This window comes from Bradyrhizobium sp. OAE829, assembly GCF_040546575.1.
Taxonomy (GTDB): domain Bacteria; phylum Pseudomonadota; class Alphaproteobacteria; order Rhizobiales; family Xanthobacteraceae; genus Bradyrhizobium.
Genome location: NZ_JBEPOE010000001.1, coordinates 7,820,899 through 7,834,136 on the forward strand (window position 1 = coordinate 7,820,899; position 13,238 = coordinate 7,834,136).

14 protein-coding genes are annotated in these 13,238 nt (G+C 62.8%); 7 read left to right on the forward strand and 7 right to left on the reverse strand.

All coding sequences use genetic code 11. The annotated features are described in order from the left end of the window. The first annotated feature begins 1 nt into the window (after window position 1). From ABIE49_RS37055 to ABIE49_RS37085, 7 genes are all read left to right on the forward strand, one after another. Window positions 2-1,933, forward strand: coding sequence for a potassium transporter Kup (locus ABIE49_RS37055; protein ID WP_192740430.1), 1,932 nt, complete (start codon window positions 2-4; stop codon window positions 1,931-1,933). Window positions 1,934-1,997: 64 nt separating this feature from the next. Next, window positions 1,998-2,453 (forward strand): GNAT family N-acetyltransferase, encoded by a 456-nt coding sequence (locus ABIE49_RS37060; protein ID WP_192740429.1) that lies wholly within the window; start codon window positions 1,998-2,000, stop codon window positions 2,451-2,453. A gap of 149 nt (window positions 2,454-2,602) precedes the next feature. Continuing rightward, a complete protein-coding gene (locus ABIE49_RS37065; RefSeq protein ID WP_192740428.1) occupies window positions 2,603-2,950 on the forward strand; it encodes a rhodanese-like domain-containing protein in 348 nt (115 codons plus the stop codon). A 25-nt stretch (window positions 2,951-2,975) separates the two neighbouring features. After that, entirely contained in the window at window positions 2,976-4,145 is a 1,170-nt protein-coding gene (locus ABIE49_RS37070; protein ID WP_192740427.1) for an aminotransferase, read from the forward strand. A 5-nt stretch (window positions 4,146-4,150) separates the two neighbouring features. Further along, window positions 4,151-5,257: a polyamine ABC transporter substrate-binding protein gene (locus ABIE49_RS37075; RefSeq protein WP_192740426.1), complete on the forward strand. Its 1,107-nt coding sequence runs from the start codon at window positions 4,151-4,153 to the stop codon at window positions 5,255-5,257. 135 nt (window positions 5,258-5,392) lie between these two features. Continuing rightward, entirely contained in the window at window positions 5,393-6,313 is a 921-nt protein-coding gene (locus ABIE49_RS37080; RefSeq protein WP_354067168.1) for a threonine ammonia-lyase, read from the forward strand. Between the two features lie 178 nt (window positions 6,314-6,491). Continuing rightward, window positions 6,492-7,160: a hypothetical protein gene (locus ABIE49_RS37085; RefSeq protein WP_354067169.1), complete on the forward strand. Its 669-nt coding sequence runs from the start codon at window positions 6,492-6,494 to the stop codon at window positions 7,158-7,160. Window positions 7,161-7,555: 395 nt separating this feature from the next. Here the strand turns inward: ABIE49_RS37085 and ABIE49_RS37090 are convergent, their stop codons facing one another. From ABIE49_RS37090 to ABIE49_RS37120, 7 genes are all read right to left on the reverse strand, one after another. After that, entirely contained in the window at window positions 7,556-8,491 is a 936-nt protein-coding gene (locus tag ABIE49_RS37090; RefSeq protein WP_192740423.1) for a lipid A biosynthesis lauroyl acyltransferase, read from the reverse strand. Between the two features lie 20 nt (window positions 8,492-8,511). Continuing rightward, window positions 8,512-9,789: a beta-ketoacyl-ACP synthase gene (locus ABIE49_RS37095; RefSeq protein WP_192740422.1), complete on the reverse strand. Its 1,278-nt coding sequence runs from the start codon at window positions 9,787-9,789 to the stop codon at window positions 8,512-8,514. 103 nt (window positions 9,790-9,892) lie between these two features. Continuing rightward, window positions 9,893-11,095, reverse strand: coding sequence for a beta-ketoacyl-ACP synthase (locus ABIE49_RS37100; protein ID WP_192740421.1), 1,203 nt, complete (start codon window positions 11,093-11,095; stop codon window positions 9,893-9,895). Then, on the reverse strand, window positions 11,088-11,561 hold the full coding sequence (locus tag ABIE49_RS37105; protein WP_192740420.1) for a 3-hydroxyacyl-ACP dehydratase FabZ family protein: 474 nt from the start codon (window positions 11,559-11,561) through the stop codon (window positions 11,088-11,090). The genes ABIE49_RS37100 and ABIE49_RS37105 overlap by 8 nt, the downstream gene beginning before the upstream one ends. 9 nt (window positions 11,562-11,570) lie before the next feature. Beyond that, window positions 11,571-11,864 (reverse strand): acyl carrier protein, encoded by a 294-nt coding sequence (locus tag ABIE49_RS37110; protein ID WP_192740419.1) that lies wholly within the window; start codon window positions 11,862-11,864, stop codon window positions 11,571-11,573. Between the two features lie 180 nt (window positions 11,865-12,044). Further along, window positions 12,045-12,482, reverse strand: coding sequence for a hypothetical protein (locus ABIE49_RS37115; RefSeq protein ID WP_502915960.1), 438 nt, complete (start codon window positions 12,480-12,482; stop codon window positions 12,045-12,047). A gap of 55 nt (window positions 12,483-12,537) precedes the next feature. Beyond that, complete coding sequence (locus ABIE49_RS37120) at window positions 12,538-13,116, reverse strand: peroxidase-related enzyme (RefSeq protein WP_192740418.1); 579 nt, start codon at window positions 13,114-13,116, stop codon at window positions 12,538-12,540. Window positions 13,117-13,238 lie beyond the last annotated feature (122 nt).

The window sequence follows — 13,238 nt, forward strand, 5'->3', positions numbered from 1 at the left end:
GATGTCATCCCAGATTGCGATTACCGCGGCGGAAACGCCCGCGGCCAACGGGCATGGGGAAGCGCATTGCACCGCCGGCTTCAAGGCGCTGATGCTGGGCTGCATCGGCGTGGTCTATGGGGACATCGGCACCAGCCCGCTCTACGCGCTGCGCGAGGCCATCGTGGCGGCGAGCGGCAGCACAAGCAGCGCCGATCCTCAGGCGGTCCTCGGCGTTCTCTCGCTGATCCTGTGGGCGCTGGTCGTCGTGGTGACGCTGAAATACGTCGTCATCCTGCTGCGCGCGGACAACAACGGCGAAGGCGGAACGCTGGCGCTGATGGCGCTGGCGCAGCGCGGTGTCCGCAACAGCAAGGGCGCCGCCGCGATCGTGCTGCTCGGGATCATCAGCGGCGCGTTGTTTTACGGCGATGCCGTCATCACGCCGGCGCTGTCGGTGCTGTCGGCGATCGAAGGCATCAAGCTCGTCACTTCGACGTTCGACCACTACGTCGTGCCGCTCACGGTGATCATTCTGATCGTGCTGTTCGCGGTTCAGTCGCGCGGCACCGCGCGGGTCGCCACGTTCTTCGGGCCGGTGATGTGCGTCTGGTTCGCGGTCATCGCGGTTGCGGCTCTGCCGCAGATCATGCGTCATCCCGAAGTGCTGCTGGCGCTCAACCCGTTCCATGCGGTTTCCTTCATGACCCATCATGGCGTGATCGGCTTCGTGACGCTTGGCGCGGTGTTTCTCGCCGTCACCGGCGCGGAAGCGCTCTACGCCGATCTCGGCCATTTCGGCAAACGGCCGATCCAGACCGCCTGGCTCTCCATCGTGCTGCCGTCGCTGGCGCTGAATTATCTGGGGCAGGGCGCGCTCCTGATCGGCGATCCCAAGGCCATCGAAAACCCGTTCTTCCTGATGTTCCCGGACTGGGCGCTGATCCCGATGGTGGCGCTTGCCACGCTCGCGACCGTGATCGCGAGCCAGGCCGTCATCACCGGCGCCTATTCGCTGACGCGCACCGCGATCCAGCTCGGCCTGATGCCGCGGTTTGAAATCCGCCACACCTCGGAGTCGCATTCCGGCCAGATCTACATTCCGCGCATCAATCTGCTGCTGTTCATTTCGGTGATTCTGCTGGTGCTGCTGTTCCGCTCCTCCAGCGCACTGGCCTCGGCTTACGGGATCTCCGTGACCGGAACCATGGTGGTCACGGCGATGATGGGCTTTGTCGTGATCTGGCGGGTCTGGAAATGGTCGGCGGTGGCCGCCGCCGCGCTGATCGCGCCGTTCTTGTTCCTCGATCTCACCTTCCTTGCGGCCAATTTGCTCAAGGTGTTCGAAGGCGGCTGGGTGCCGCTGGCGCTGGGCGGCATCGTGATGCTGCTGATGTATACGTGGCGGCGCGGCAGCCGCCTGTTGTTCGAGAAATCGCGCAAGCTGGAATTCCCGCTGGTCGAGCTGGCGGCGATGCTGGAAAAACGGCCGCCGCAGCGGGTCCCCGGTACGGCGGTGTTCCTGACCAGCGACCCCGAGAGCGCGCCGACCGCGCTGATGCACAGCCTGAAGCATTACAAGGTGCTGCACGAAAAGAACGTCATTCTCACCATCGAAACCGCGCCGACGCCGCGGATCGATGATTCCGAACGGATCCGCATGGAGCAACTGAGCGAGACCTTCTCCAAGATGACGCTGCGGTTCGGCTTCATGGAGCAGCCCAATGTGCCGAGAACGCTGGCGCTCGCCCGCAAGCTCGGCTGGCAGTTCGACATCATGGCAACGTCGTTTTTCCTGTCTCGCCGCGCGCTCAAGCCGGCCGCGCATTCGGGCATGCCGCGCTGGCAGGATCATTTGTTCATCGCGCTGAGCCGCAGCTCCAACGACGCCACCGATTATTTCCAGATCCCGACCGGGCGCGTGGTCGAGGTGGGAACGCAGGTGACGATCTAGGCGCTGCGACCTGCTATAACGTCCGCGCGCGGGACTCGCGTCCCGCCGCTGGATCACAGGTCACATGGCTGCTGCTGCCATTCACCGCCGGGCTACGCTCGACGACGCGGCGCTTCTGTTCGAGGTGCGGCGACGATCCATCCTAGAGTTGGCGCCGCCGAAAATGCCGGTCGCAGACGCCGAGGCGTGGGCGAGGAAGCTCGCGCCTGCCGGAATGGAGCGGAAGCTTCGCGACCTGGAAATATGGATTGCCGAACTGGATGGCGTCGTGGCCGGGTGGGGCGCCATCCACGGCGATGTCCTGGAGGGGCTGTACACGGCTCCCGAATATGCCGGGCAGGGCGTCGGCGCCGGGTTACTTGACCGGCTCGAAGCGCTGATGCGTGGACGGGGCTTTGAGACGGTTCGTGCGGAAGCCAGCCCAAATGCCATGGGATTCTATCTGCGACGGGGTTACAGGGTGACCGGTTCGCTGACGTCGGTCGGAGCCTGGCCCATAGCAAGGCAACTTTCGACCTGAAAACGCCGCCGCCAGAGAATAAATGGCGCCATGCGCGGGGGCCGCGTGACCCCGTTTCGGTGGTCCATTAAACCGTTCGCAGCGCTTGATTTTCGCCGCGCCAGAGGCGACTTTGGCGCCCGGCTGGCGGGCGGGACCCTCAAAGCAGGATGTCGGGAGGATATTACGTGGCGGACCATCAGGTGCACGATTTGACGCCGGAAGATGTCGCAAAGGGGATGGCGGAGGGACGCTATCTGCTCGTCGACGTGCGCGAGCCGAATGAGGTCGCCGTGGAAGCCTATCCTGGCGGCGTGGTGGTTCCGCTGCAGTCGTTCGATCTGGCGGCGATTCCGGACCCCAAGGGCAAGCAGGTGGTTTTTGCCTGCCGTTCCGGCAAGCGCTCGGTGACGGCGTCACTGGCGGCGCAGGCCGCGGGGCTTCCCTATGACAAGCATTTGGCGGGCGGCATCATCGGCTGGAAGGCTGCGGGATTGCAGACCAAGGCCGGCGGCTGAGTTTTGCAGGGACTGCTTTGAAAAAATGACCTCCATGAACAAGGTCTTCGCCGACCTTCCCGTCACCGTCTTCGAGGCGATGTCGCAAGCCGCGCGCGACAATAACGCCATCAATCTCGGCCAGGGTTTTCCTGATGATCCCGGGCCTGAGGATATCAGGCGCGCGGCCGCGGACGCGTCGATCAATGGCTATAACCAATACCCGTCGATGATGGGCATTCCGGAGCTGCGGCAGGCGATCGCGTCGCACTATGGACGCTGGCACGGCCTCTCGCTTGATCCGATGAGCGAAGTGATGGTGACGTCGGGCGGCACCGAGGCGTTGACCTCTTCCATTCTTGCCGTCGTCGAACCCGGCGATGAAGTCGTCTGCTTCCAGCCCGTCTATGACAGCTACCTGCCCATCATCCGGCAGGCCGGCGGCATCCCGCGGCTGTTGCGCCTCGAGCCGCCGGACTGGCGGCTCAGCGAGGAGATGCTGCGCAGCGTCTTCAATCACAAGACCAAGGCGGTGCTGTTCAACAACCCGCTCAATCCGGCTGCGGTAGTCTATCCGCGCGAGGACCTCGAATTGCTGGCGCGGTTCTGCCAGGAGTTCGACACCATCGCGATCTGCGACGAGGTCTGGGAGCACGTTACCTTCGACGGCCGCGAGCATATCCCGCTGATCACGATCCCCGGCATGCGCGACCGCACCATCAAGGTCGGCAGCGCGGGCAAGATCTTTTCGCTGACGGGGTGGAAGATCGGATTCGTCTGCGCCGCGCCACCGCTGCTGCGCGTGGCAGCGAAGGTGCATCAGTTTCTCACCTTCACGACGGCGCCCAATTTGCAGGCCGCCGTCGCCTACGGTCTCGACAAGCCGGCCGAGTATTTTTACGACATGCGCAAGGAGTTGGCGCGGAGCAGGGATCGCCTGACGAAGGGGCTCGAGAGCATCGGCTTTCCTGTCCTTAAATCACAAGGCACTTATTTCCTGACCGTCGACCTGTCGCCGCTCGGACTCAACGAGACCGACGTGCAATTCTGCCATCGCATCGTGAACGACTACAAGGTCGCCGCGATCCCGGTGTCGGCCTTTTACGAACAGGATGCCGTGACGTCGGTGGTGCGTTTTTGTTTCTCCAAGAAGGACGCCACGCTGGACACGGCGCTGGAGCGTCTGTCGGACGCGGTGCATCGCCGAAAGAGGTAGACGAGATGCGCGAGCGGACCCGCAATGTTGTCGGTTTCATTGCCGCGGTTGCCGCGATCCTGTCGTTGTCGCCGGCGCGGGCCGAAGAGCGCACGGTCAATTTCTACAATTGGTCGAACTACATGGCGCCTGGCGTGCTGGAGGATTTCACCAAGGAAACCGGCATCAAGGTAACTTACGACACGTTCGACGCCAACGAGACGCTGGAGACGCGGCTGCTGGCCGGCAAATCCGGCTACGACGTCGTCGTTCCCACCGGCTATTTCCTGCAGCGCCAGATCACGGCCAAGGTTTTCCTCAAGCTCGACAAGTCGAAACTGCCCAACCTTGCCAACGCCTGGCCGGTGGTGACGAAGCAGCTTGCGACCTACGATCCCGGCAATAATTACGGCGCCAACTACATGTGGGGCACCACCGGGATCGGCTACAACGTCAAAACGGCGCAGAAGATTTTGGGCGCTGACGCCAAGATCGACAGCTGGGACATCGTCTTCAAGCCGGAGAACCTCGCAAAATTCAGGGATTGCGGCATCCATATGCTGGATTCCGCCGACGACATTCTGCCCGCGGCGCTGAGCTATCTCGGCATCGATCCGAACTCGACCAAGCAGGCCGATCTGGAAAAGGCCGCCGATCTCGTCACCAGGATCAGGCCTTATATCCGCAAGTTTCACTCGTCGGAATATCTGGGCGCGCTGGCGTCGGGCGAAATCTGCTTCGTGGTCGGCTGGTCGGGCGACATCATGCAGGCGCGCAGCCGGGCGGCGGAGGCCAGGAACGATGTCGAGATCGGCTACACCATCCCGAAGGAGGGCGCGCAGATGTTCTTCGACAATCTCGCGATCCCGGCCGATGCCAGGAACGTCGCGGAAGCCTATCAGCTGATCGACTACCTCTACCGCCCGGAGATCGCCGCCAAGAATTCGGATTTCCTGTCCTACGCCAACGGCAATCTGGCGAGCCAGAAGCTGGTCGATCCCAAAATCCTGGGCGACAAGAACATCTATCCCGATGAGGCGATCCAGAAAAAGCTGTTCGTGATCAACGCCCGCGATCCCGCGACCCAGCGCATCATCAACCGGCTCTGGACCCGGGTGAAGACCGGGAAGTAGAATCTATCGGCACGATCGCGCGGCGAAATATTGCGGGTCAGCCTTCACGAGAAAAGTCGGGCCGTCACAACAGCTGATTAGACACAGATGTGAATTCGCCCGATAAGCGGCGATGTTCATTCGCATTTGCCGCTAATGCCTGGTCCTTTGGTCGTTCCGTCCCCCGGCGATCTCCAGTTCATTGCTCGCCACGCACTAAAGACTCCTTTGCGAACCTCTCCCGTGCTGGACGCGCAGGTCGGGCGGATGATCCACGTCAAGGACGAGACCGTTCAACGCAGCGGATCGTTCAAGTTTCGCGGTGCCGTACTTGGGGTAGGAAACGCCGAGCGAGGTGTTGTTGCTGCCGGAGCAGGAAATTTTCCAATCGCGGTTGGTTTGGCGGCTCAGGTGCTCGACAAACCGGCATGTCTGATGATGCCAAGCGACGCACCAGATCTCAAACGAGATCAGGCGCGGAAAACCGGAGCTGAGATAAAGCTCGCCGAGCGGTCGGAGTTGGCTGCACGTGCGCAGACGGAAGCGCGAAGACGCGGTTGGCGCAACCTGCATGCCTTCGAAGACATCGAGATGATTGCGGGAAGCTATACGCTTGGTGCCGAGGTGGCAGCCGCCATTGAGGCGAGCAGTCCAGCTTCCGATGCGGTGGTCGTGGCCTGCAGTGGTGGCGGACTGGCTGCGGGCGTGACTCTTGCGCTGCGGTCGCGGTCTATTTCCGCTGCGATCTATGTTGTCGAGCCGGCCACCCACCGACGATATGCCCGGGCACGCGAAGCGGGGATGCCGGTCCGGATCGAACCTTCAGGGGATACGATATGCGATGCGCTGCGCTCGCGTCAGGTCGGGACGCGCGCATTCGAAATCCTGGAACGGTCGAACGTCCGGGTGTGCGCGGTCGATGACCAGCTTGTGCAGGGTGCAATGGCGCTGCTCCACGAGACATGCGGCATCCGGGCGGAGCCGAGCGGAGCGTTGGCGATGGGCGCGGTCCTCGCAGGCGCCGTCGGCAGCGAGCATTCGCGCGTATGGGTCATTGCTTGCGGAGGAAACGTGTAGGGTGCCGTCGGTAATGGACGAGATACACGTGCGTGGAAATACATGCCGTTGTCGGCAAGATTTTCCGGTGTGAAACTTCTTTCGCGGACAGGACACCAGCAGTTTCAGGCATTTCCGCTTGGCACGGTGATTGCTTCCACCCTAGTTGCTGCGGAAGGGTGTATCGATGATTACGAGTATGGCTGGTGCCGGGAGCTATTTGCGTCCCGCGCAAACCTTATCGACGACGGTGTTGACGCGGGCCGACGCGTTACCCGTGCCCCAGGCAGATGCAGGCACCACAACGGAAAAAGCGAAGCCCGGCGTTCCGGTTTCGGACCTGAAGAAGCTCGACACATCGGGACTGAAGGCCATCTCGATCAAGGACCATCCCGAGCTGCGCGACCGGATGGCGATGATGTGGTTGACGACGCAAGCCGCTAGCGCTGCCGCCGCCACCGATGTGCCCGACAATGCGCCGCAAAACATCTATGCGACCGTCAAGGTCAACGGCAAGATCGTTGCCACCCTCTATAACGGCGGGTCGTCGGTGATGACGAACGCCGCTGCGGCAACGGTCGGAGACCTGCAGGATCCGCCAGGCCTGAACGGTGGCCCTGATCTGGCGCAATCGCGCGCGGAACGTATCGCGAAGGCCGTGGGCGGAACGATCGAAAAGGCTTCCACAGCGATCACGCAATCCGCATGGCGGCCACGTCAGAGCGTGTCGACAAGCTATACACGCCAGCAATTGGATGCGGCCTTCGAGGCGATGCAGGCGGAAGGGCAGAAGGCCGTCGCCCAGCGGCAGACGGGTTATTCAGTTCCGCAGGGGGCCGCCGGCGCCTATGCGGACATCAACGCCTGAGGCCCGTCTGGCCGCCAGCGGCGGTGTAGCCGTAGCCCCGATGAGCGGAGCGATATCGGGCAATGCCGTGAGATCCCGGATTCTGCTGCGCTACTGTTGCCGGAACCCGGGGCAGATTCTATAGCTGCCGCCGGGAGCATCACATGACCAACATCCTCACGTTCTTTTCAACGCGCACGCTGCTGCAAATCATCTTTGTCCTGGGGGCGACCGTCGCGATGAAGGCGTGGAGCCTCGGTTTGGTGTTCGGTGGCTAGGCCAGCCTGTAGCGCGGATGAGCCAACGGGTTGCGCGAATGCGCGCCCGATGACAGGCTCCGCGATATCCGGGGACACCACTGAGACCAGTCCCGGATGTCGCTTTCGCTCATCCGGGCTACGAAAAGAAAAGATGTACTACCGCCAGCGGCGGTGCAGCCACAGCCACTGGTCCGGATATTCGCGCACCCAGCCCTCGATGACAGAGGTCACGGCCTGCATCGTGCCGGCGATGTCGATCTGCCCCGATGCATCGCGCACCGGCTTGACCTCTTCGGAGAGTTCGGCGCGGAAGCGATGGTTGGGCAGGCGGATGATGCGCACCCCATGGATCGGGCATTCGACCTGGCGCACCAGCCGCGCCAGCGTCGGATTGGCCTTGGTCTTGCGGCCGAAGAAGGTGACCTCGACGCCGTTGGTCAAATACTGATCGACCAGCATCGCGACGTGCTGGTTGTTTTGCAACGCTTCGGCGAGCTTGAGCGGCGCCTCACGGCCGGCCGGAATCAACGTGCCCATTTTGACGGCGCGAATCCGCTCGATCGCTCGATCGGCGGATTCGCTGTTGGGCCGCCGGAACAGGATCGCGCAATCGAGCCCGTGCGCGACGGCGCCGAGCGCCGGTATTTCCCAATTACCGAGATGGCTCGCGAAGATGATGGCCGGCTTGCCGTCGTCCCTGAGCTGATCGAAGATCTGCTTGGTCCGTGCGCCGAACTCGACCCGGCTCGGCTTGTCTGGATGATCGACGTCGTAATCCCAGATGTGATCGAGATGGGCAAATTCAGCACCGATACGGCCAAGATTGTCCCAGACGCCGGCCAGGATCTTCTCGATCTCTTCCGGTGATTTTTCCGGGAAGGCGGCCGTCAGATTCTCGCGCCCGATCCGGTCCTCACGCAGCCTGCGGCCGATGAAGCGCGTGACGCGGCCGAAGAAATTGGCGGTCTTGTCCGGATCGAAATAGCGCGTGGTGCGCAGCAGGGCGATCGTCAGCGCGCCCACGGCGGCTTCCGTGGCCGGCTTGGCGGCGTCGCGCAGGCGCGCCTTGGTGCGTAGGAGCAGGCGGTTCATGTTCTCAAAAAGCGCAGCTGCTAGGCCGGTTCACGCGTCAGGATCAGCGAGGCATTCTGCCCGCCGAATCCGAACGAGTTGGACATCACGGCGGTGACGCGGGCGTCGCGCGCTTTGTTGGCGACGACGTCGAACAAAATGGCCGGATCCGGAACCTCGTAGTTGATAGTCGGCGGAATCCGCTGATGCTCGAGCGTCAGCAGCGAGAACACCGCCTCGACCGCGCCGGCGGCTGAAATCGTATGCCCGACCATCGACTTGTTCGACGACACCGGGATCTTCGGCAAATGATCGCCGAACACGACGGCGGTGGTGTTGTACTCCATTTTGTCGTTTTCCGGCGTCGCGGTGCCATGCGCGTTGATATGGTCGATCTGCTCCGGCTCGAGGCCGGCATCCGCCAGCGTCTTGCGCATGCAGCCGATGATCGGCTTGCCATCCGGGCTGGAGCGGGTGCGGTGGAAGGAGTCGGTGAGTTCGCCGCAGCCGGCGACGACGCCCAATATCCTTGCGCCACGCGCCATTGCGGACTCATAGCTTTCCAGCACCATCGCGCCGGCGCCTTCCGCCATGACGAAACCGTCGCGATTCTTGGAGAATGGTTTTGAAGCTGCTTGCGGCGGATCGTTCTGCGTCGATAGCGCCGACAGCAGCGAGAACCGCACCAGGGCTTCCGGATTGACCGAGCCGTCGGTCGCCACGCACAGGGCCGCGTCGGCGTCGCCGCGGCGGATCGCTTCGACGCCGAGCTGGATCGCGGTCGCGCCGGACGCGCAGGCGGTGGAGAGCGAGATCGGCGAGCCCTTGGTGCCGTAGGTCTCGGCCAGATGGCTTGCCACCGAGCCGAACATGAAACGGTGATGGAACGCCGAGAACCGGCCGCCGCCGCTGACGCGCAGCATGTCCTCATAGCCGAAATCGGTCTTTCCGATCGCGCGTCCGAGTTCCAGCCGCTGCGGCCACTCGACCTCGACGGGCGCCACCGCGAGGAACAGCGGCCCGGGGAAGTCGGCCTTGCCGCCGATGGCGGCCTGTTCGAGCGCTTCCTCGGTCGCCAGTTTAGCCAGCTGCTCGGTCAATCCCGTCGAGGAGACGGGATCGACACTGACGAAGTCGACCGTGCCCGCCATCGTCGACTTCAGGCCGTCGATCGGAAAACGCGTCACGGTGCGAATACCGGATTCGCCCGCGGTCAGCCTGGTCCAGTTGTCCTTCTTGCCGGCGCCAAGCGACGTCACGACGCCCATGCCGGTGACGACGACGATCGGCCTGCCGAATTTATCGCGTGGTGCTGACATGTTTCCCCCGTCGATGCTGCGCCGCAACTGCAAGCGCTCGCGCGCTCAATTTATGGTCTCGGCGTGATCTCTCCTGAACAGCGTTGTGGTTCCGGATCACGCGCTACTTGATGGCCTCGACCAGCGCCATGCCTTCGCCCTGCCAGTGACCGGCCCCGAGCACCACAATCTGGTCTGGCACACCAGGCTTTTCAACCTCGAGCCCGGTCGGATCGTTAGGCGGAAACAGCGCGCCGCGCGACAGCGATAGTGCCGCCAGCGCCAGTCCCAGCGGAAACTGGGTTTCCAGCGTGTGGCCGAACATCGTCCCGGTCGCGCGCACGGCAAAGCCGGGGTGCTGGCGCAGGAATTCCTTTTCTTCCGACGTCACCGGTCCGACGCCGGTCGCCCCGGTAATCAGGTTGCCGACATCGCCGGTGACGCCGAGCTTCGGCCACAACGCTTCCAGCGATTTCGTCACCGCGCCGGGTTGCTTGCGCTGGGCGAGGTCGGCGACCACCCTGGTGAGCCGGGCGTAGGGCTTGGCGCCGCGCGCTTCGGCGTGCTCACGGGATTCCATCACCAGGAAGCAGCCGGCGGAACCAAGCGCGAAACCGCCTTTATCGTCGCGCTGCCATACCGGGGCGTACTTCTCGGTCAGATTGAAGTCGCCGAATTCATAGAGGATGAGCAGATCGGGGCGCTCGCCATTATGCGCGGCGCCGACCAGCGCGATCTCGCTCTGCCCGGATTCGATCCGCGCCAGCGCGATCCGCGCCGCGTCGATGGAGGCTGCTTCCTCGCCCATGAAGGTACGCGAGGTTCCGGACACGCCATGGACGATGGCGATGTTGCCGGCGAGCAGGTTGGAGAGCTGGGCCAGAAACAGCGTCGGCCGCAAATCATTCATCAGCCGTTCGTTGAGGAAGGCCGGACTCGAATTGCCCTTGGCGTCGGCGTTCATGATCGCGAGGTCGACGGCAATGTCGCGCTCGCCGCCGCCGGCGGCCACGATCATGTCCATCCGTCCCAGGATTTCCTGGTTGCCTTTGACGCCGGCGGAATCCAGCGCCAGTCCGGCGGCATAGGTGCCGATGCGCTGCCAGGCTTCCATCTGGCGCTGGTCGCCCTTTTTCGGGATCTGGGCGTCGAAGCTGACCGGGGCGAGGGGATGGACGATGTAAGGCGCGAAGCGCTTGTCGTCGACATTGATGCGCTTCTGGTTCAGCGCATCCCAATGCGCGTCCAGTCCCTCACCGAGCGAGGACACGATGCCGATGCCGGTGATCCAGACTTCCTTCGCACCCGATGCCGTGGGTTCAGTCATGCTTCAGCACCTGCATGGGGAACCCGATCTTTTCGGCCATCGCGTCCATGTGGACGCGAAAGGCAGGGTCGGGGAATGGGGTAAGGCCGAAGGTTATTTCAGCGCTGCACTTCAATTCTTTGCCGATGCGGCCCTTGGCCTTGGTGACCGCAAAGCCGGAACCTTCATGCTCAACCTTGGCTTCGATCGTCAGCAACTGACCGGGACTGACGAAACCCCGCATCTTGGCTTCCTTGACGATGGCCAGGAACGGCATGCGCTCGAACTTCAAGACGCCCAGCAAAAGCCAGCCCGAACTCTGCGCCATCGCTTCGGTCAGCAGGACGCCGGGCATGATCGGGAAGCCGGGGAAATGCCCCTCGAAAATGGTGTGCTTTTCCGGAACCTGGGCTTCGACCACAATCGTCCGTTCGCCGAGATTGAGGTCGACGATACGATCGATCAGCTTGAAATAATCAAGGTCCATGGTGGGCGGTTACGCGCCCGTGCCCGCGTTCTTGGCCGCGACCAGTTCGTCGATACGATCGGCGAGGTTCTTCAGAACGAAGTACTGTTCAGTCGTCGCCTTGCCGTCGTTGACCTCCTGGGTCCATTTTTCGAGCGGCATCTTGATCCCGAACGCCTTGTCGATGGCAAAGGCGATGTCGAGAAAGTCCAGGCTGTCGATGCCCAGATCGTCGATGGCGTGACTCTCCGGCTTGATCGTGTCGCGCGGAATGTCGCAAGTCTCGGCGATAATGTTGGCGATCTGATCGAATGTAGAAGACATCATTAAGCCTTTGATATACTGGAGATAAATCCGTGACGGCTAGGAGGAGGCGGGCGCGGCGTTTTTCCCCCGGCCGGAGTCGAGAGCCCGTATATCGGAGCGCAGCCCTGAGTTCAATGGAGGTTGGCAACCCCACCGTGGACCGATTTATAGGCAAAAACGGCCGTTTAGGCCTGCCTTCTAGCTGTGCGGCATCGCGGAAATCCGGGCGCAGTCCCGGCGTCCCATCAGCACGCAATCCTGAGTCTTGCGCAGGTCGGCAATGCTCACCGCGAGCCAGATCCCGATCGCCGTCAGCGCCACGGTAAAGGACAAGGCGGCGACATTGGCCAGCATGCGATGACGGAAGTCGTCCGGCTCGTCGCGGGACCGTTCGTAGCGGGACAGATCGTTTGCCGCCGGCTGGGCATTGGTCGGGGCGGCCGGCTGGGCATTGGCTGCGGCAGGGTCGTCCCGCCGGCTGGGGGGATGGGCCGAGGTGCGCGGCCGGAATTTGACCACGACGTGCTCGTCATCCCTTTGTATGGGCAGCTGGGTCTTCACTGCAGTCGGTCCGCAAAGGTTGTGGTCCAGTTTAGCATGCCGGCCGTGCTTCCAACATAAAATGTTGGTGCGCATCTACGCAGGCCTATCCCCGCAGAGTCTCATGGAACCTGCGCATGACGACCGCGGGCTATTTCGGCAGCCGCCCCATCATGTAGAACTCGTCGTTGGGCCGCATCGCGGTGACGTTGGCCAGCCGGTTCGACAGCGCAAAGAACGCGGAGATCGCCGTGATGTCCCAGATGTCGTCGTCGGAGAATCCGTGGCCGGCGATCTCGGTAAAATCCTGTTCGGAAACCGTGTTCGCCTCCTGGCTAACCTTCATGGCGAAGTCGAGCATGGCGCGCTGGCGCGGGGTGACGTCGGCCTTGCGGTAGTTGACGGCGATCTGGTCGGCGATGACAGGGTTCTTCGCCCGGATGCGCAGGATCGCGCCGTGGGCGATCACGCAGTAATGGCACTGGTTGGCGCTGGACGTCGCCACCACGATCATTTCGCGCTCGGCCTTGGTCAGGCCGCTGTCCTTTTCCATCAGCGCATCGTGATAGGCAAAAAACGCGCGGAATTCGTCGGGACGGTAGGCCAGCGTCAGAAAGACGTTGGGAACGAAGCCCGATTTCTCCTGCACGGCCAGGATACGGGTGCGGATATCCTCCGGCAGCTTGTCGAGGGAGGGCGTCGGAAATCGCTTTGCAACAGGCTGCGTCATGGAATGGTCCCGGCTTTGGCCGCGCGATGCGGCGCTCATGCCGGAACCATATCGCTTTTTCGAATGATGTGGATACCGGTTCGCGCCAGGAAAATTGGCGCGAACGCGAGGTCCGCAGAAGC